At 41.6% G+C, this 20,494-nt stretch carries 16 protein-coding genes; 12 read left to right on the top strand and 4 right to left on the bottom strand.

Features of this window, described 5'->3' with window-relative positions; genetic code table 11:
• The first annotated feature begins 40 nt into the window (after positions 1-40).
• The 5 genes from ACO05K_RS12140 to ACO05K_RS12160 all read left to right on the top strand — a co-directional run bounded on the left by ACO05K_RS12140 (position 41) and on the right by ACO05K_RS12160 (position 7,842).
• Entirely contained in the window at positions 41-745 is a 705-nt protein-coding gene (locus ACO05K_RS12140; RefSeq protein ID WP_421944697.1) for an SGNH/GDSL hydrolase family protein, read from the top strand.
• Positions 746-969: 224 nt separating this feature from the next.
• On the top strand, positions 970-1,755 hold the full coding sequence (locus ACO05K_RS12145) for a GDSL-type esterase/lipase family protein (RefSeq protein WP_421944698.1): 786 nt from the start codon (positions 970-972) through the stop codon (positions 1,753-1,755).
• A 25-nt stretch (positions 1,756-1,780) separates the two neighbouring features.
• Positions 1,781-3,172, top strand: a complete 1,392-nt coding sequence (locus ACO05K_RS12150) for a glycoside hydrolase family 28 protein (RefSeq protein ID WP_421944699.1) — start codon at positions 1,781-1,783, stop codon at positions 3,170-3,172.
• A 40-nt stretch (positions 3,173-3,212) separates the two neighbouring features.
• Complete coding sequence (locus tag ACO05K_RS12155) at positions 3,213-6,059, top strand: glycosyl hydrolase (protein ID WP_421944700.1); 2,847 nt, start codon at positions 3,213-3,215, stop codon at positions 6,057-6,059.
• A 175-nt stretch (positions 6,060-6,234) separates the two neighbouring features.
• The gene (locus ACO05K_RS12160) at positions 6,235-7,842 is read left to right on the top strand and encodes a tannase/feruloyl esterase family alpha/beta hydrolase (protein ID WP_421944701.1); all 1,608 of its coding nucleotides are present in this window, start codon (positions 6,235-6,237) and stop codon (positions 7,840-7,842) included.
• 93 nt (positions 7,843-7,935) lie between these two features.
• Here ACO05K_RS12160 and ACO05K_RS12165 read toward each other — a convergent pair whose 3' ends face one another.
• Positions 7,936-8,304 carry a DUF4142 domain-containing protein gene (locus tag ACO05K_RS12165; RefSeq protein ID WP_421944702.1) on the bottom strand — a complete coding sequence of 123 codons (369 nt, stop codon included), beginning with the start codon at positions 8,302-8,304 and terminating at the stop codon, positions 7,936-7,938.
• 52 nt (positions 8,305-8,356) lie between these two features.
• On the opposite strand from ACO05K_RS12165, the gene ACO05K_RS12170 reads away from it, so the two are divergent.
• A complete protein-coding gene (locus ACO05K_RS12170) occupies positions 8,357-8,656 on the top strand; it encodes a hypothetical protein (protein WP_421944703.1) in 300 nt (99 codons plus the stop codon).
• Between the two features lie 75 nt (positions 8,657-8,731).
• On the opposite strand, the gene ACO05K_RS12175 is transcribed toward ACO05K_RS12170, so the two are convergent.
• Complete coding sequence (locus ACO05K_RS12175; protein WP_421944704.1) at positions 8,732-9,358, bottom strand: DUF4143 domain-containing protein; 627 nt, start codon at positions 9,356-9,358, stop codon at positions 8,732-8,734.
• 155 nt (positions 9,359-9,513) lie between these two features.
• On the opposite strand from ACO05K_RS12175, the gene istA reads away from it, so the two are divergent.
• Both istA and istB read left to right on the top strand, forming a co-directional pair.
• Positions 9,514-11,043, top strand: coding sequence for an IS21 family transposase (istA, locus tag ACO05K_RS12180; RefSeq protein WP_421944705.1), 1,530 nt, complete (start codon positions 9,514-9,516; stop codon positions 11,041-11,043).
• A 19-nt stretch (positions 11,044-11,062) separates the two neighbouring features.
• Positions 11,063-11,812 carry an IS21-like element helper ATPase IstB gene (istB, locus tag ACO05K_RS12185; RefSeq protein WP_238414369.1) on the top strand — a complete coding sequence of 250 codons (750 nt, stop codon included), beginning with the start codon at positions 11,063-11,065 and terminating at the stop codon, positions 11,810-11,812.
• A 106-nt stretch (positions 11,813-11,918) separates the two neighbouring features.
• On the opposite strand, the gene ACO05K_RS12190 is transcribed toward istB, so the two are convergent.
• Positions 11,919-13,265, bottom strand: a complete 1,347-nt coding sequence (locus ACO05K_RS12190) for a DUF4932 domain-containing protein (RefSeq protein WP_421944706.1) — start codon at positions 13,263-13,265, stop codon at positions 11,919-11,921.
• 473 nt (positions 13,266-13,738) lie between these two features.
• On the opposite strand from ACO05K_RS12190, the gene ACO05K_RS12195 reads away from it, so the two are divergent.
• The 3 genes from ACO05K_RS12195 to ACO05K_RS12205 are packed head-to-tail and all read left to right on the top strand — an operon-like array spanning position 13,739 to position 16,126.
• Positions 13,739-14,719, top strand: coding sequence for an NAD(P)H-binding protein (locus tag ACO05K_RS12195; protein WP_421944707.1), 981 nt, complete (start codon positions 13,739-13,741; stop codon positions 14,717-14,719).
• Positions 14,720-14,760: 41 nt separating this feature from the next.
• The gene (locus ACO05K_RS12200) at positions 14,761-15,171 is read left to right on the top strand and encodes a DUF2147 domain-containing protein (RefSeq protein ID WP_421944708.1); all 411 of its coding nucleotides are present in this window, start codon (positions 14,761-14,763) and stop codon (positions 15,169-15,171) included.
• Between the two features lie 34 nt (positions 15,172-15,205).
• Positions 15,206-16,126, top strand: a complete 921-nt coding sequence (locus ACO05K_RS12205) for a helix-turn-helix domain-containing protein (RefSeq protein ID WP_421944709.1) — start codon at positions 15,206-15,208, stop codon at positions 16,124-16,126.
• A 366-nt stretch (positions 16,127-16,492) separates the two neighbouring features.
• Here ACO05K_RS12205 and ACO05K_RS12210 read toward each other — a convergent pair whose 3' ends face one another.
• Positions 16,493-17,341, bottom strand: a complete 849-nt coding sequence (locus ACO05K_RS12210; protein WP_421944710.1) for a hypothetical protein — start codon at positions 17,339-17,341, stop codon at positions 16,493-16,495.
• A 454-nt stretch (positions 17,342-17,795) separates the two neighbouring features.
• Here ACO05K_RS12210 and ACO05K_RS12215 point away from each other — a divergent pair, with 454 nt between their 5' ends.
• Entirely contained in the window at positions 17,796-20,285 is a 2,490-nt protein-coding gene (locus ACO05K_RS12215; RefSeq protein WP_421944711.1) for a mechanosensitive ion channel family protein, read from the top strand.
• Positions 20,286-20,494 lie beyond the last annotated feature (209 nt).

Raw genomic sequence — 20,494 nt, forward strand, 5'->3', positions numbered from 1 at the left:
AATAAACAACGTGAATTAATTTTTTTGATTAACAAAGCATATGAAAATAAATAAAGTATTTCCTACCCTAACTAGCGTTCTATGCTTGATTATCCTAGTAGCATTTATCAATCCTAAACCCAGAATACTTTTTTTGTTAGGCGACAGCATATCGTTACAATATGGGACTGATTTGCAGAAATTTTTATCACCAGGCTATCTTATCGAACGAAAAGATGGTGATTCGGTCGCTTTCAAAAATCTGGACATACCCCTGGGCGCTAATGGCGGCGACTCCCGGATGGTGCTTAGCTATCTGCAGATAAAAATCAAAGATCCAGCCTTCCATCCGGATATTTTTATGCTCAATTGCGGATTGCATGATGTAAAACGAGACCCTAAATCTGGCAAAATTGCGGTAGAAGAAAAAGATTACCGTAAAAATCTGGAGGCGATTTACAAGCTTATTGCAAGTAAAAAAATCCCCATGATATGGATACGCACCACTGGCGTTATTGATTCGCTGCACCGAAAAAACAAGGGTTTTAATCGCTACCTGAAAGATATAGAGCGTTATAATGAAATTGCGGATGAGCTGTTCGATAAAGTAAAGGTGGAGAAAATAGACCTGTTTGGTTTTACGGCAGTTCAGGGAGAGAACCGGTTTGTGGACCATGCGCACTACACTCCCGAAATCCGCAAACTACAGGCGGCCTACATTTCAGGTTTTATAAGCCTTTGGCAATCGCGCCATAAGCCGAAGTAACAATATCCGGGTTGAATGCTCGGCCATAAAAGGCTTTACAAGTGCGTTTGAATATTTTTTATAGATGAATAGAGCTGGGTTTCAAACGAATTTTGGACATTCAAAAATTATGGATTTAAGCGAAACAAGCCCGGTCATAGCAGCGCTAAAGAATAGTTAGCCGAGAGATTAGCTCACAAGATAAAATACAACAATTAAATTTTTGATTGATAAAACTTAAGCAAATGAATAAAATAGCAACTTTAAAAGTGGGATTGCTGGCAAACATCTTATTAGCAGTTTTTGCCTTTAAACAGCAGGATAAACCTACCCTATACCTGGTGGGTGATTCTACCGTGGCCGGTGGATGGGGCAAATTTGTGCACCAGTATTTTGACACCACCAAGGTTAGCGTTCAAAACTGCGCTGTCTCTGGTACCAGCAGCCGAACCTATTACACCAGCATATCCCACGATGAGGCTTTACGAAAAAAGGGTATGTGGAGGGTCTTGAAAGCCAAACTCAAACCAGGTGATGTGGTGCTGATTCAATTCGGCCATAATGATGATGGGCCCATTGATGACCTGCAAAGATCCAGAGGAAGCCTCAAGGGCAACGGAGAAGATACAGTGAGTATTATCAACCATTTTTCAGGCGAAAGGGAAATTGTCCATTCTTACGGCTGGTACTTAGCACGGTTTATTAGCGAAGCAAAGGCCAAGGGAGCAACAGCTGTGATATGTTCACCAATCCCTAAAGATCAGTGGAAGGATGGCAAAATCCAAAGGGTATCAGAGGGCTATGGCAAATGGGCTAGAACAGCTGCAGAAAGAAATAATGCCCCATTTTTAGACCTAAACAGCACTCTGGCTGATATCTATGATAAAGAAGGCGCAAAGGCCACCGCCCGCTACTTTACCGAAGATCACGTGCATCCAAGCACACAGGGCGGAATGCTGGGCGCGCAGGCGGTTATCAATTACATCGGTTCAAATCAAACCCTGAACATTCGTCCCTACCTCAAACCATAATCACTCCAATCCTATGCAAAATACGATGAATACCCCAATTAAAACAGTTTTTATGTTTGTGCTCCTTTTTACAGGGGCAATACAGACTATGGCTAAAGATTTCCTGGTTACCGATTATGGAGCCAAGGGAGATGGTAAAACAAACAATACCAAATTTATACAAAGGGCGATAGATGAATGCGCTGGGAAAGGTGGTGGTAAGGTTATTATACCAGCAGGCAAGTTTTTATCCTATATGGTTTCCCTTAAAACTAACGTTAACCTTTACCTGGAAGCGGGTGCGAGTATAGATGCTATTGCTGACGGAACAAGATATGTAAGTCTGGTACTGATAGATAAAGTCGAAAACGCTACCGTGTCCGGGCTAGGCACCTTGTTTGGCAATGGAGGAAACTTCACAATCAAAGAAGAATCTCCCGATAGACCTTATATCATTTTTGTCAGAGGCAGTAAAAATATACTAATTGAAGGGGTAAAACTTCGACAGTCCGCTGCATGGACATTACGTCTATTTGACAGCGAGCATATCATGGTTCGCGGCATCTCTATATATTCTCATGCAAACCTTAATAATGATGGAATTGATATTGACAGCCGTGATGTGGTGGTTACCGGGTGCATTATCGATTCGGGCGATGATGCGATTTGCCTAAAAAGCGAAAATCCCAGTCGCGTAACAGAAAATATTTCCATTACCAACTGTGTGGTCTCATCCAACTGCAACCTCATTAAGATGGGAACAGGTTCGCTTGGCGGCTTCAAGAATATATCAATCAGCAATTGTGTGCTGCGAAATGCGTCGGAATCCCCATTTCATAAATGGCAGGATAAGCCCACTCATTTTATTAGCCAAAGTATAACTGGAATCGCAGGCATCGCCCTGGAAATTGTAGATGGCGGTATAATGGATCAGGTATCCATATCTAACATCAGTATGACAGGGATTCAAACCCCTATCTTTATTCGCCTGGGCAGCCGAAAAAATCCCACGGGCAGCCTTAAAAACATCATTATCAGCAACATTGTGGCTAGCTATCATAGCCGCATGACCAGTACTATTGCCGGGGTCCCCGGCTATAAAGTGGAAAACGTTGTCCTGCGGGATATTTTGCTTACCGGTCCAGGCGGCGGCACACAGCAAGATGCGGAAAGGAAGGTTCCTGAAAATGAAAAAGACTATCCGGAAAACCGGATATTTGGATGGAGCCTTCCTGCCTCGGGTCTATATGTCAGACATGCAAAAAACATTACCCTGGATAACTTCCAAATCAGCCATACCCAACCAGACTTTCGACCTGCGCTCGTTTTAGAGGATGTAGAAAGGTTTAAAGCAACAGGAATTCAATTAAATGGCGAGATCGTTAAGTCCTCATCAGTTAAGCAAACTGAATGCAAAAATATACTCATTAACCAATAGCACTCAAAGGTGTTTCAAAACCATCAACCTGAATGTATTTATGAAAAAAGAAATTATTTCAACGCTCACTGCCGCTTTTTTCCTCAGCCTTACCACCCTCACCTCTGCTCAAAGCACCTGGCCGGAACTTACCAGTCAAAACAGACCCTGGGGACGCTGGTGGTGGCAGGGCAGTGCAGTGACAAAAGCTGATATATCCTGGAATCTTCAGCAGTATCAGTCAGCTGGCCTGGGCGGAATGGAAATTACTCCCATTTATGGTGTGAAAGGCACCGAAACTCAGTTCATACCCTTTCTTTCAGCATCCTGGATTGACATGCTTCAATATACCGTAGCGCAAGCCAAAGGTTTAAATATGGGTATTGATCTAGCCAATGCAACTGGCTGGCCTTTTGGCGGGCCATGGGTAATGGATTCAGAAGCCGGTAAGGAAATATTCTGGAAAACGTACACCCTAAAGAGTGGTGAAAAATTAACAGAGCCCATCCAATACACCCAGTCACCGCTTCTCATACAAGCTGGCCAGCGCGTTGGAATAAAGGAGATAAAGCAGCCCTTGAGCAGCAATGCCAACTTGCAGCAGATGGCAATTGATCAGATCAGGTTTCCACAGCCTGCTGCATTAATGGTATTGATGGCCTATACCAATAAAGGGATGGCGATTGATTTGACAAGCAAGGTGTCCACAAATGGAAACCTTGCTTGGACGGCTCCGGATGGCGATTGGAAATTGTATGCGCTCTTTAGTGGTTTTCATGGAAAACTCGTGGAGCGGGCAGCCCCTGGCGGAGAGGGATACGTGATCGATCATTTTTCCAAACCTGCAATTATGAGTTACCTGAAAAAATTCAGTGACGCTTTTGCAGGCAACAAGGATAAAGGGGTGCGGGCATATTTCAATGATTCCTATGAGGTAGATGATGCGCAGGGTCAGGCTAACTTTACCCCCTTATTGTTTGATGAGTTCATTCGCCGAAGAGGCTATGATCTCAGAAAGCACTTACCTGCCCTGTTATCCATAGAGCCTAATCAAAGTGATAAACAGGTGTTGCATGATTATCGCCAGACTATTTCAGAGCTGATGCTTGAGAATTTTACCAAACCCTGGCAAGCCTGGGCAAGCGGCAGAAAAAAGCTCATTCGCAATCAGGCGCACGGGTCGCCAGCTAATATACTTGACCTGTATGCAGCATCCGATATACCGGAGACCGAAGGAAATGGTGTTATGGGATTTAAATTTGCATCCTCCGCTGCCCATGTTAGCGGCAAGCCGCTAGTTTCTACCGAATCAGGTACCTGGTTCAATGAACATTTTATGACCACCTTAGCAGAGTTAAAGCAGTCTGCAGACCGCTGCTTTATTGGAGGAGTAAACCATCTTTTTTACCATGGAGTAAACTATTCCCCAAAGGACGCCAAATGGCCTGGCTGGCTGTTTTATGCAGCGGTAAACTTCGTTCCTAACGACCCATTCTGGCGGGATTTTGGAACCCTTAACAATTATATTGCCAGGTGTCAGTCTTTTTTACAGCAGGGAAGTCCGGATAACGATGTTTTGCTATACCTGCCCATTTCTGACAGCTTTATGGAAAAGGGAGAAGGTCTGTTAAGGCACTATCATGATATGCAGCAGTTTAACGGAACGGGTTTTGAAAATGTTGCAAAACAAATGCTGGCAAAAGGCTTTGCATTTGATTTTATCTCCGATAGGCAAGTCATTAATCTAAAGCAGGGCAATAGCTTTCTTTTATCTGGGGAAGCCCGCTATAAAACACTTGTTTTGCCTGCGGTGAGTACGATTCCAGTAAATACCCTTGAAAGTATTATCGAACTTGCGCGTAAGGGCGCAAGGGTAATTGTATATGACAAATTACCTACTGAGCCGGCAGGATTTGACCCGACAAAGTCCAAGCAGTCAATGTTTAAAGCTCTAATGAAAAGGCTTCAATTTGACCCCGTGATAAATGGCGTTAAAAGGGCCGATATAGGCAAAGGTGCGTTTTTTCTGGGAGAGGATATCCCGCAGCTCATGCAAGCAGCGGGGGTTATGCGCGAAACGATGACCGATAATGGGTTAGAGTTTACGCGCCGTGGAAATCCTGACGGCAAAACTTACTTTATCGTCAATCAAGGTCAAAAAACTATCAGCCGAAAAATCACCTTGAATACATCAGCTGTATCGGCGACCCTATTCAACCCAATGACTCGTCAACTGGGAGCGGCACCAGTTATCAAAGGCTCCAAAGGGACTGAAGTTTTTATAGAACTGCAAGCTGGCGAGAGCTGCATCATAAAAACTTCTGCAATAAAAAAACCCGAAACGAAGTATGCCTTCTATGAATCTGCCGGGAATGCAATAGCATTAAAAGGGGAATGGAGGCTAAAATTTTTGAAAGGGGGACCGCAACTTCCGCCGCCGGTAACGCTGGAAAAATTAGAACCTTGGACTGATTCACCCGCAGAGGCTTATCAGGCATTTTCTGGAGAGGCCAGCTATAGCACTACATTTAATAAGCCCTCTGGTTTGGTTCCTCGCTGGCGCTTAAGTGTAGATAAAGCTTTTGGAAGTATCCAGGTACACCTTAATGGGAAAAATATTGGCACCCTGTTGGGCCCGCAGTTTACCATAGATTTAAATTCAGCGCAGTTGCAGCCTACAAATACACTCGAGATAAGAGTGGTGAACTCGATGGCTAACCGGATTATTGATATGGAAAAAAAAGGGATTTCTTATAAGAATTCTTATAATGTTGACTTTCAGGCGCGGGAGGCAGCCAACAGAGGAAAGGATGGTAAGTTTACAGCAAAGCATTGGAAGCCGTTGAGCTCGGGTTTATCTGGCACCGTCTCGTTAATGCCCTTAAAGACGATACAAATTAACCCTTAACACTCATGCAATCTATTATGCATTTCTCCTTTAAGAACAGCAGGGTACTAGCAGGCTCGAATAGAGAAAGTCAATCATATCTTAACGGAGCAAAGAATATTATCAGCGTTTTTGGCAAAAATGATATTTCTAAAATATCACCCATAGCGCTAAAAGGCATTTACAGCAAAAAATAATGAATCACTTCAAGTACATTTCACCTGTTTTTATCCTCTTGCTGCTCATCTTCCTGTGGACATCTGCACAAGCAGCTTATGGATTAAAAGCATCACCTGAGGATTCATTGAAACGCCAGATTAACCAGTTAAAAATTGATATGCTCACCATTGAGGGTATCCAGCGCATTTCTTGTGGATACTTCGATATACCCGGGGATGGACAAAGGTTATCAGATCTGCCAGCTTTTTTTAGGATTGCCGGAGCTTTGAGGCCAGTTGCCGGTTCATTGATTAAAATAGAACTTTGGTTACCGGTTAACAACTGGAATGAGCGCTTTTTAGGAACGGGAAACGGCGGAGGGGCTGGGAAGATAGTACATGCAAGTTTGGCAAGTGGTATCAGGCGAGGTTACGCCACTGCAAATACCGATTTAGGTACTTCAAATGGTGTAAACTCGGCAGTCGGCCAGCCCGAAATCTGGAAAGACTTTGGTTACCGGGCAACTCACTTAATGACCACGGTATCAAAGATGATTATTAAAATATTCTACGGCCGAAGCCAGCACCACTCCTATTTTACAGGCTGTTCTACTGGCGGCCAGCAGGCGCTAATGGAGGTACAACGTTATCCGCAGGACTATGATGGAGTCATCGCTGCTGCACCTGCAAATAACCGTACCCATCTACATGCAGGATTTTTATTTCATTATCAAATGCTAAATCAGAACGGAAAACCACTTTTTTCCAAAAATGAACTCTCCTTTATTGCAAAAAGAATCAACCAGACCTATGCAGTTCAGTCAGGAGGAATAAAGGGCGATAACTTTCTTACCGATCCGAGAAGGGTGCGCGTAAATTTCGACTCGCTTTTTAAATGCGGGCGTGGGCGTGAAGAAACCTGCTTAAACCAGCAGCAGCTCAGGATCATTAAATTAATTTATGCTGGCCCGAAGGATTATCCAAACAGCCAACAAATCTATACCCCTCCCCCGGTTGGCGCAGAAAATATCGGTGGGGGGTTAGAAACCCAGCAGACAAAATCCAGCGCGGTGGGTAACTTTTATCCCTTCCTTTGGGCACTTGGCCGAGATTTCAACCCTGAAGAATTCGACATGAATAACGACCTTCGAAAACTCGATAGCATCCTTGCTCCTATTTTAAATGCCAATAATGCGGATATCTCCAAATTCAAAAACCGGGGTGGAAAGCTTATTATGTACACTGGAACTTCTGATCCGCTGGTACCCTATCAGGATGCCCTAAATTATTATGAGCGTGTTGTAACGCGACAGCGCGGGTTAAAGAAAACACAAGACTTTTTCCTTTATTACCTTATCCCAGGCATGGCCCATTGTGGTGGGGGACCGGGGCTGAGCAACTTTTCAGGCGACCTGCTCGAAGGGCTCGTGGACTGGGTGGAGCATAACATGAAGCTAAATCAGCTGGAGATGAAGGCTTTGGGATGTTGCCAAATTGAATCGCCGCCCAGATTCACCCGCCCTGTCTATCCCTATCCGAAATTTGCGGTGTATAAAAAAGGTCCTGTAAACCATTCTGGCAGCTTTATCCCCAAAATTCATTTAAGAAAAGGGGTGCTTGTGCCTGCTAAAAAATATTTAAAATAGTGCTTAACACCAGAGAAGCTGCAATTATAGTAATTGGAAGAGATGGAGGGGGTAAGCGGAGCGTTCATGTTAACGATTAAGGTCTAAGACTCTCTAATCGTTTTGACTGCTGCCTGGTCTGAAATAAATATTTTGTTTTACAGGGAAAGGGAAGGCTTTCGAAAATGCTTTAATTTGTGAATCTAAAGAATTACCGGCTTCTTCAAGCAGCGCAGTCAGCTGCTTGTGATTGGCCACTGCATGCTCATAATAACCCTTATCAAATGATTTAGCATCTAAATTTTTTAGTCTGTTTATTTCTGTACTGATGCTCACTTCATCAGTTGCGTTTGTTTGAGGTTTCTTTCCTGCTGGCACTACCGCCTCACCTGCCACATTTTGAGTGCGGGTAGTGTCTCTTAGGTTTTCAGGGGCTGAATCAATTCTGCCGTCAGGTCTTTGTCCTCCTGCGGGCGTACTCATTTTACTTTTATTCCCCCTGCAAATCATCCAGATCCTGAACGAAAATGTCCTTTTGAAAGCTTTGGCCGCAAAGCAGTTTATAGGCCTGAAGCGCAGAGATTCGGTTTTGACTGTCGAGTTCGAATCGCTTTTCAATAGGCAAGCTATTGTTGTAACGGGTAAGCTTAGCTTCCATGGCATTCAAAAAGTAAACTTCGCTGGTTTTCGACTTATTAAATCGAAGCTCAAAGTGCATCTGATCAACGCCCGCACTGGGATTGCCCCCCCTGCTGGCAATCTTCTTGAACAATCATACGGCAAAAGAAGCAAAATTGCGGTTGTAAAATCGGGCATTAAAGGAATGAGCAATTAAATTGATTATTGACTAAGCCAACTACCTCACAGCATAAATCTTTGATTTGAACAAACCATTACCATAAACATTAATTTAGTTTTTTTGATTAACCAGCCACTCTGCATATTCAGAAAGCCTGGTTCCTAAGTAATATGGTAAATTTAATAACCGATACTCTTTACCAGTTGATGTCTGAGTTTTTTCTAACTTAAATTCGCCCCCATAAACTCTAATTGCAAGAGCGACACCTGAAATTTCAATGAATTGATGAAGCGACCTTAAACTACCAGTGCTACCAGATTTTATTTCAATAGGTATTACATTTTTTCGATGTACGTAAAGCAAGTCTACCTCAGCATCAGATTGTTTTTTCTCCCTTACCCAAAAATTTGGCTTATTGGAAGAAATACTTTCCATTGAAATAAGTTCCTGAGTGAACAAATGCGGGATGACAGAGCCTTTATAAGCAGCACTTAAATCCGATAAGGCAAGCATTTCTCCCTGGATACCAAGAGAGTAATTCACCAGTCCAGTATCTAGAAATTGTAATCTTGGAGATTTTTTCAAATCGGGGATAAGCGGCACTTCAACATCAGTTGTAGGATAAATCAAACGCATAATTTTTGCATCGTCTAATATCCGAAAAGCCTCTCCTACTTCGCGGGATTTATAGCTAGAATTACCAAAACCTTGAATGGAGATTTCGCTGAAATTGACCACCCTGTTTCGGTTTAAACTGACCACCTGTTCCGCGGGAAACTGACCACTGGATTTCGGACCAAATTGACCAGTCCGAACGATCGGCAAATGCTATAGATACAAGTCTATTTTTGGGATATACATAATTCCCGAAGATGGCAAATACGACTATTAGCATGAGCAAGATAAGACAGATTCTCAGAATGTACAGCCAGGGGCGAAGCAAGCTTTCCATAGCGACCCAGGTCGGTGTTTCCCGCAATACAGCAAAAAGATACTTCAGTGCGTTTGATTCCGGTGGGTGTACATTTGAACAGATAAATGCACTTAATGACAAGGAGCTTGAGGATTTTTTTGGAAAGAGCCGGGAACGGGCACCCGATAGCCGTCTTTTAACTTTACAACGTTGTTTTCCTGGTATTGACAAAGAACTTAAACGCACTGGGGTAACCCGTGTGATGCTCTGGGAAGCTTATCTAAAGGAATTTCCCAATGGCTTTCATTACACGCAGTTCTGCTTCTATTATAACCAGTGGAAGTCCCGTGTGAACCCGGTGATGCACCTTGACCACAAGGCGGGCGATAAACTCTTTGTTGATTTTGCCGGACAGAAACTCTCCATTGTTGACCAGGAAACCGGTGAGGTGATTGATGTCGAGGTGTTCGTTGCCATCCTTGGTGCCAGCCAGCTTACCTATGTGGAGGCCGTACTCACACAACAGAAAGAAGACTTTATATCTGCGTGCGAGAATACATTCCATTATATTGGTGGGGTCTCAGCGGCCATTGTTCCCGATAACCTCAAGGCAGCGGTAACCAAGAGCAACAAATACGAGCCTACCCTGAACGAGACCTTTGCGGATTTTGCCGACCATTACGGAACAACTATTCTGCCTGCACGGGCATACCGCCCAAGGGACAAGGCACTTGTTGAAGGAGCTGTTAAGATTGCCTATAGCCGGATCTACGCGCCATTAAGAAAACATGTCTTTCACTCCCTGGCAGAACTGAATGTTGCAATACTTGAGGCACTTGAGGTGCACAATAGCCAGCCCCTCAAGGGAAGAAACTATAGCAGACGCTTGCAGTTCGAGGAGATTGAGCGGGAGGCACTCAATCCTTTGCCAGTGCTGAAATACGAGTTCAAGAAACAGCACCACGCAACGGTGATGAAAAATGGCCACGTCAATCTTGGTCCCGATAAGCATTATTACAGTGTCCCATTCCGTTTTATCGGTAAAAAAGTCAAGATACTCTACTCCAGGTCAAATGTGGAGGTCTTCTATCACTATGAGCGCATAGCGATGCACAAACGGATGAAAAGTCCTTATAGTTACACTACGGATAAAGACCATATGGCCACTACCCATAAGTTCGTCACGGAATGGACACCGGACCGTTTTCTGGAGTGGGCATCCAGCATAGATGAGGACGTCAAGCTTTATATCCTTAAAATACTCGACAGGAAACAGCATCCTGAGCAGGCGTACAAATCATGCGTGGGCATATTAAGCTTTTCGAAGAAAGCCGGGAACCAGCGATTAATCAATGCCTGCAGACGGGCCCTTGGCTTTGGGATATACAGTTATAAAACCATACAGACCATACTTGAACGCAACCTTGACCAGTATGAGGAAAGCCTGTTCGCTGATGAACTGCCAATGCCAGCCCATGACAACATTCGCGGAGGCGACTACTACAAGTAACCATTAAAACCATATAGAAATGAATACGAATACACTTGACAAAATGCGAAGGCTGAAGTTCTATGGAATGTTCCATGCCTTCAAAAGCAGTATTGAAACTGGACAGACCACAGAATATACCGCTGATGAACTGTTGGCACACCTGATAGAGGCTGAATGGGATGACAGGCAAAACCGAAAGATTGAACGGCAGATCCTTTACGCCAGGTTCCGTTATAAGGCATCCATAGAGGATCTGCATTATCATGTAGAAAGAAGTATTGACAGAAACCAGATTATGAGATTGGCGGACTGCACCTTTATCGACAGGTTTGAAAATCTACTTATAACAGGAAGCACTGGCATAGGAAAAAGTTATCTTGCCTCAGCAATCGGTTATCAGGCATGTATGCTCGGTTACAGGGTTCTGTATGGAAGTACACCAAAGCTATTCGCAAAGCTAAAGATGGCAAAGGCTGATGGATCTTATATCAAAGAGGTTTCACGTATTGAAAAACAACAGCTTCTGATACTGGACGATTTCGGGATACAGCCATTCGACTCACAAAGTAGGGCTGCACTCATGGAGATCATTGAGGATAGGCATGGTAAGACATCACTTATTATAACATCACAGCTTCCGGTAAGTAAATGGCATGAGGTAATTGGAGAAAAAACGATTGCTGATGCAATCTTGGACAGGATTGTTCACGATGCCCACAGGATAGAACTCAAGGGCGAATCGATGCGCAAGAAAAGGACCGTTGCTCCCGAAAATACCTATCTGTAAAAATTACTTTTAAATCATTACTTTTAAATCATTACTTTTGACATCATACCTATAGCATCTGCTGCACTCGTTCGCCAGCAATTCAGGTGGTCAGTTTGCCACGGAATCACATGGTCAGTTTCTCCGAAATATACACTGTTGTATCAGCCACTACTTTCGCTTCCCTGAATGCAGGGAACCTCTCTTTGAGTTGTTTAATAAAAGCTTGTAATTTCTGGTCGCCGATTTGATCTGCTTCACTGCTTGAGGTTATAAATAAAATGTCTTTCTGGTCATAAATAGCATCAATTGCGGGCATTGTGCTGACATCAGGTTTTCTAATATACTCTGTCTGGGCCATCCAAATTTCGATATCACTTTGCTTTACATTTTTAAACGCCTTAATAATTTCAGGGATAAAGCTCTCTAAAGTAGGATATCGTTGGCGTTGTTTCTCATAATGTTTAAGGGCTTGAAGAATAGGGTGAAGATATATCCAGCGCATACCGTATTGGCGGCGAACATAATTTAATTCAGCTGCATCTTCACCAAACTTTAATGCGGCCATACGGCAGGCAATTGCCTCAGTAAGGTGTTCCTTTACTACAGCATGCCAGGAATGATAAGCCTGTGCCTTCATTGATTCTTTTATAGGCGTCCACATCCACTCAAACTCATTAAAACGGGCTTCATATTTTTCAATTGCTGGATTGGCAAAAGAGTGTGCAAATTCATGCCATAAAAGGCGGTACAATGCTGAAATATCGAATGTAGGAACTCTTATAGCAGTTTTCTCAGGTGCGATTACCGCATAAAGCTCCATACCTTCTCTTTTATACATTCTTGGTCCAAAGTTCCCCCACCCTAAGAAATTTAGGATTACGTTAAATTCATTGTGCTCACCTTTACCATTGCTACAGTAGTCCATGAGGCGTTGCTTCTCATTGAAATCAGGCAGATTATAGGTTAATGTTTCTAAAGAGATGCGGTAGAAATCTGCGTTACTATTGAAGAACTCAATGTAATTTGATTTCCCGGCAAAATCTTTCATAAGAATTCTTAAGGAATCAATCCCAGCATTTTTAGCTTCGGGAACATCAATGTCTTCACGCCATTCCAATTCATTAGTCAAATGAAGCATTGCCCAAACTGGCGCGTCAATGGAATCGAAGAGTTTACCATATAGATTGTTACGCTTTAAGTAAGAAAATAGAGGGTGGGTTTTGTATTTAGCAAAGGTTGTCAGTATTTTTTGCTTGTAATCCAGCTCAATAAAATTAACTAAAGGGATTCCGCTGAGCACTTCTACTGTGTGAAAAAGTTCTATACGGGGGTCGACACTGAATTTGACCCCATTGATGACCAGATGGAAAGTCTGAAATTTTGGATTATTTGATGTAGTTTGGGTGTATCCTTTAAAATTGAGCAGTATCAAGCATAACATCATTGTTAAATTGAGTATTTTTTTTTGCATAGTTTTTTTTGTTTAGCATAAGTATTCCAAAAAGCGCTAAAGGCTTTCAATGTGTTTTGCAATAGTGATGCCATCACTAAATAACTGATAAATAACAAATTACAAAAAACCTAAGCTTTACAAATATCCGATACTGAACATAATGTTCGATTCCGGGCACATTTATCCAGTTAGTTTTAGAATCTGGTTGAACTAATTTTTTTCGATTAAATTCTTCACTCAATCCGTGTTTTGAATTTTAGCATACCAGCTGCAGAAATTGCGCTGTTAAGTCTATTGCTTATTTAATGCTTTAATAGCGTCTTGACTGGTAAGTAAATCTTGCGTACACGAGAAAAGAAATCTAATCAGTTAAACGTCTCGATTGTTGTAAAAACTGTTTTTCGTGTTTTTGAACACAAGAAAAGAGAATTTGAACACGTATTAGGAATTTAATTAAGTGAGCTTTGCCTCTGGATTAAATCGAATGTTATATGAAAATAGTTTTGACAGGTTCATTGGGAAATATCACCAGGCCGCTCGTTGTGCAGCTGATTGAACAAGGACATCAGGTAACGGTAATTAGTAGTTCGGTCGCTAGGAAAGCGGAAATCGAACAGCTGGGTGCAAAGGCTGCGATTGGAGCATTAGAGGATGGCATTTTTGTAACTAAAACTTTCCAAGGCCACGACGCTGCCTACTGCATGATGCCGCCCTTTAACTTTTTTGGGGCTGATACGCCTGATTATCAGAAACAGGCTTTTAGCATCAGTACGAATTATGCTAAGGCGATTCAAAATGCAGGCATTAAAAAAGTGGTACAGCTGAGCAGTGTGGGCGGTGAGAAGCCTACCGGGACAGGGGTTTTGGTTTTTCACTACATTGCAGAAAACCTTTTTAAACAACTTCCCCAAGATGTATCTGTTACCCATCTACGACCGGGGTCTTTCGATTATAACTTGTACGCGTTCATGGACATGGTTAAGGGTGAAGGGTTTTTAAAGGGTATCATTGGAAAATTGCTTTATCTTAAATATTACGGTCTGAAAGGGCTTATCAAAGGTCATTCAGGAATAATATTGTCAAATTATGGCGGAAGTGATAAAATCGCCTGGGTATCGCCTGCAGATATTGCTGCTGCCATTGCAGAGGAACTTAACACTCAGCAAGAAGAGAAGCGGGTAAGGTATGTTGCCAGTGAGGAACTCACCTGCCAGGAAATAGCTTCCATACTGGGAAATGCAATCGGGAAACCTTACTTAAAATGGGTGCTTATCAGTGACAAACAAATGAAAGATGCATTTATGAAAATTGGAGCGTCTGAAAAAATAGCCGAAGAATTTACCGAAATGAATTTGGCGATGCACAATGGTGGCCTCTTCGAAGATTATTTTAAAAATAGACCAGCGGTTTTAGGCAGGGTAAAAATGAATGATTTTGCGAAAGCGTTCGCAATAAAATATAAGGCGCAATGAAACATCTATTTATAACAATTCTATTTCTGAATTTTTTTTCAATGTTATTTTCACAGTCAAAGGCTGATGATATTGTTGGTATATGGTATAGTCCGGTCAAAGAAGGCAAGGTGGAGATATTCAAGACCGGTGAACAGTATTACGGCAAACTAATCTATTTAAAAAAATACGTCGATAATTATGGAAAGCCTGTTTTAGACGTCAATAATCCTGACAAAGAAAAACGGAATATGCCTCTGGTGGGAATTCTTTTATTAAAGGATATTAAATTTGATGTTAAGAAGAACAGCTGGAAAGGAAAGCTCTATGATTATGATGGGGCTAAGGGAAATACCTATGATTCTTATTTAACCATTACCGAAAATGGGAACCTCAACATCAGGGGCTTCTGGGGACTTTCTTTCTTTGGATTGAATCCAGGACTGACTTTGGAAAAAGTTAATACAAAATAATCCTATATTTATAATCTTTTTTATCCTAACCGGAATGATTTTGCAGCAGCCCTACAGAATAAAAACAATCAAGGAATACCACAAAATACTGGGTATTGGCAATCCGGAACATCCGATGATCAGCGTTATAGACCTAGCTGAAATAACGCCCTACAAAAGTGAGGATAGTATCAAGGTGGTATTTGATTTTTATATGATTTCACTTAAAAAGGTGGAGGCCGGAGATGTGCAGTATGGCTATGGACAGCAAAAGTATGATTTCGATGACGGCATATTGTTCTTCATATCTCCTAATCAAATATTTTCGTTTAAAGCCGATGATGACTTCAGGAGTGCAGGAAGCATGTTGCTTATCCATCCGGACTTTCTGTGGGGAAATCCGCTAGCCAAAACGATCAAAAGATATGAGTTTTTCAACTATGCGATAAATGAAGCACTTTTTGTTTCTGAAAAAGAAGAGATTGTTTTGAAAAGTTTTATTAAGAACATCGAGCAGGAATACCATGCACATATCGATCAATTCAGTGAACCGATCATCATTTCTCAGATTGAATCATTCCTGAATTATTCAAATCGGTTTTATATGCGTCAGTTTCTCACGCGCAAAATATCTGGAAGTCAGATACTGGATAAACTGGAGAAAATCCTCGACGATTATTTTAATAATAAAGACCTTATCAATAGGGGCCTGCCTACCGTGCAGCATATCGCCGAAATGCTCAATTGTTCTGCCAACTATCTCAGTGGAGTTCTCAAAACCCTTACAGGACAGAATACCCAGCAGCACATTCATGAAAAAGTGATTGAGAAAGCGAAAGAAAAACTCTCCACCACAACCCTTACTGTTGGGGAGGTTGCTTTTGAGCTGGGCTTCGAATATCCCCAGTCATTTAGTAAACTATTTAAAAGTAAGACAGATCTAACTCCCCTTGAGTTCCGCAACTCCTTCAATTAACGTTACGATTAACCGCTTTATGTTCGATTTTTTAGTATTATTGAAATCAAGAAATCCTTGCTTATTTTATTTTGGATTGGCATGTCTATTCAGTGCAGTTATGATGCTCTTTATTGATATCGGTCCCGGAGCGGGTGATCTGGGCGGTAAGATCCTCTACTCCGGACCAGCAAAAGATCTAACTAAAGTAAAGGAAAGCAACGGCACCTTTTCTTCAACAATATTTATATTCGATTGAAACCTAGCAGTGGTCAACTGAAAGCTGAAGCTGTTAAATACCACTTAGCGCATCTGCTGAAAACAAGTTCAAAAAGTATATGGCCAATCTTAAGGCAATGTCTGATTTTCATAAGGGATACCAATTAATTATTTTCGGTAAAGTGGTGCTCGTTTTAGCAGGTACTCTAATGGCCCGTTATAAGATCCGTCTGTATTACTGAAAAAGGCTTTGTGGCTTTCATTATAGATACTCGCATTGTTATCCATATAAATCTGTAAACTTACGCTAACATCAAAACGCTGAACGGCATTGCTGCTTGAGGACCCATAGCTTGATATTCCTTTCACCTTATCCGCGTTATCCCTTTTCACGCTGGAATTGTCACTGGTTGAGGTATAGCTGGTTTGATAACCTTTATTTTGAGTGATTGTTCCTTCAATAACATACTCTACGCCAAGGATATCGCAAATGTTTTTCATCGTAAAACCAATCATCTTGTCCCTGGTTGCACCAGCCTGGATTAACATCGCGTTAGTGGTGCGGGGATCTAAAATAGTATAGCCGGCCGAATGCTGGCTAAGTAAAGCAAAGGCATCCTGCTGCGCTTTTAGTCCGATGGCTTCTGCACCGGGCTGATTATCCATCAAAAAAGTAAAGGGCAATATAGCAATCTTGTTATGATGGTCTGCGGGGCTAGCGGTCATTGCCACCTGATCTTTCTGTCTGGTTTCGGCTGGCGAGCTGTTTTGCGAAATCGTTTCAATCCGTCCGCTTGAATGCACGATTTGTGCGATATCGGATTTTTTAATAACATACTCTGCAGTCTCACCTTCATACACAAATGACACTTCAACGTCTGTAATTCTAATTATTTTGCCTTTGAGTTCTTCTCCGTTATTTCTCTTAATTACATCTGCTTTGGAATTCGTTTGGGTTTGAGCAAATGTGCTGACTGCCATAATCAGATAAATCAGAATGAGGTAGATTTTTTTCATATCTAGTATAATTTCAGTTAGATAAAAATAAACAAAATTATGCTGATTCATCAGAATTCAGAAAAGAAATTCTGGGTATGATTACTCAACCTGGAATAACTACCTATTGAAAACGAACTTTTAGAGTTTTACTCTATTCTCTTTGCAAAATGATTACCTATATAATTTCTGATCTGAAATTAATCCGAAAACATTACTATCCTTTCGCTGTGGTACGTTTCAAGTAGTCCTAAAACATTGGCGATTACTCTTATTAGCTTTTGTAGGATGAATGCCTCCTCAAACATTAAGACCATTACTTTAAATGATAACCAATGAAACCAGTTCCTTGTTGAATACGCCTATGTAATTGGACGAATACCTTGGCCGCGATGCCGAGGTTATAAAAATTACAGGCATCCATATTTGGATACATTTTGATTTTTATTTAATATTGAATAAACACTGTTCTACCATGACTTCTAGATTTACCCGGATAATCATTATCCTATTGTGTTTTAATTTTCTCACAGTTTCCACTTCAGGACAAACAAAATCTGAAGGGAATGAAGACATAGATTCCGTAAAAGTGAAGACCAAGGGTTTCATGTCCAGAATGCAGGATTTCGCAAAGAAATCTGCAAAGGAAAGTATTGAAGATTTCAAGTCCGACAAGGTAGCCATGATACAGCTTGAAGTAATCAACCATATCAGGCTGACCACTCAGGATGCCAAAGGCTATTTAAAGACCATCACAGATACCGCAGCATTTAGGAAAAAGCTCAACAGGTTAAAGGAAGATTATATCATAGCCGTTGAAGGGGTGTTGACTAATCGAGGCACAACCCAAACTTATAGAAATCTTGCTTCAACAAAACGGGTTTTAAATGCGCTTACCGCAGATGCTAAAAGAAGTAAATCTTTATTGGATTTAACTCAAAAAAACTTGGCTTCTTTTCACTACAAAATAGACTCACTTTCTACCGCTCCTGAACTGTTTATTTTCCCGAAAGATTCCGCTCAGACCATGGATTATGTCCGCACGTTGGCGTCTGTTGCTGTAGATGCTGCGCCCGTTGATTCTCTTTTAAAATCTACGAATACTAAAGTGCAAAAATTGTTATACAGCTATAACATCATCATCAGTGAATTTCAAAACGCTGTCGAGCAAGTGGAAGGTTTTGAGCGGCAAATGGCAAATGAAACAATTGCGCGAGAGCTGCCGAACATCTGGCAAAAGCAACTTCACTTTAGACCCTTTAAGGATATCGTCAGCTTTTCGCTGCATAAAAACATACTCACCTTAAACTTCTATGTGGTGAACAATGCTGGAAAACTTTGCATAATTGTATTTCTTATACTATGCTCCTATATTTACCTAAACGCGCTTCGAAAAATTTACCATGAAAAGGGACTATTGACAAAAGAAATGAACGGCCAGCTAGTCATAAGGTACCCTGCATTTTCAGCTGTACTAATTGTGCTAAGTCTATTTCAATTCCTTCTTCTATCCCCGCCGTTTACGTTAAGCTTTATCATCTGGATGATCTGCTGCCTTTGTCTAACGGCTGTATTTAAAAATTTCATCACTTCCTACTGGATGAAAGTCTGGTTGCTTATGGTCGTATTTTTTATCTTCGCATCAGCAGCAAATCTATTGTTGCAGGCTTCCCGGCCTGAGCGATGGTACATGCTAACCCTGGCGTTGATTGGTGCTTTAGCAGGAATTATAATCCTAAGGCAAAAACGGCATGTCGAACTCCGTGAAAAATGGATAGCCTACTCGATCTTAGTTATGGTATGCATCGAAGTTATTTCAAGTATTCTCAATATTTACGGACGATTTAATCTGGCAAAGACCTTATTTTTAGTTGGTTTTTTGAATGTAATCATTGCAATACTGTTTCTTTGGGTGGTTCGCCTGATTAATGAAGGACTGCTGCTGGCCTTTGAAGTCTATACAGTGCAGGACAGAAAACTATTTTATGTGAATTTTGGCAAGGTTGGTGGTCAAGCGCCTTCACTGTTATATGTGATGCTGGTGTTAGGATGGATAGTTTTATTGGGGCATAACTTCCCTCTGTTCGAATTTCTTTCCAAACCCGTTCTTGAATTCATGAGTACTAAGCGAACATTGGGAAATTATAGCTTTAGTATAAATGGCATATTGCTATTTTTTATCATTATGACCATATCCGTTATTCTATCCAAGATCGTTTCCTTTTTTACTTCTGATGATCATTTAATTAGCGCTAAAGGTACTAAAGAAAGTAGTCGCGGATTAGGAAGCTGGGTACTACTTCTGCGTATCAGCATATTATCAATAGGTCTTTTTCTCGCTGTAGCTGCTGCTGGCATACCAATTGAACGCATTACCATCATCATTGGTGCGCTGGGCGTAGGCATTGGCTTTGGCCTGCAGACATTGGTAAACAACCTGGTTAGCGGACTCATTATTGCCTTTGAAAAACCCGTTAATGTGGGTGATATTGTAGATGTTGATGGTCAGGGTGGCACCATGAAATCCATTGGATTTCGAAGTAGCGTAATCAGTACCTGGGATGGTGGAGATCTGGTGATGCCAAACGGGGATTTGCTCAATTCTCATTTAATGAACTGGACCCTTTCTGGAAACCGCAGACGACTGTCAATGGCGATTGGCATTGCTTACGATACCGATTTGCAGAAATGCAGGGAAATTATATATAAAATCCTGGAAGAGGAAGACCGAGTGCTTAAAAACCCAAAACCAGTAGTGAATTTCGAACTGTTCGGCAACAACGCTATTGAGCTGAAAATTCAATTATGGACCCGTCATTTAAATGAAAACAATCAGACTAGAAATGACCTGATTATTGCCATAAAGGATGCTTTTGATAGAAATGACATAAGAATCCCTTTCAACCAGCAAGATGTTTATCTCCATAAAGCGATAAATCCTACAAGCAAGGATAAGGAGATGTAATATCTTTCAATACATATAGAAAATGTTAACCCTAGAATTGGTGAAATGTCCTTCTTGCTGCGAAGAATCTGTACATATCAAGGAGATGCGAGCTAAGGAATCCGTACATGCGCTGAAGACAATTGTCGTTTCTGTTGAAAAACTGGTTTTATTTTAAACTGAAGGCCACCCATGACTATTTTGGAAAATAGCGGCAAAATAGGTATCAA

Source organism: Pedobacter sp., assembly GCF_965227205.1.
In the GTDB taxonomy this organism is placed as follows: Bacteria; Bacteroidota; Bacteroidia; order Sphingobacteriales; family Sphingobacteriaceae; genus Pedobacter.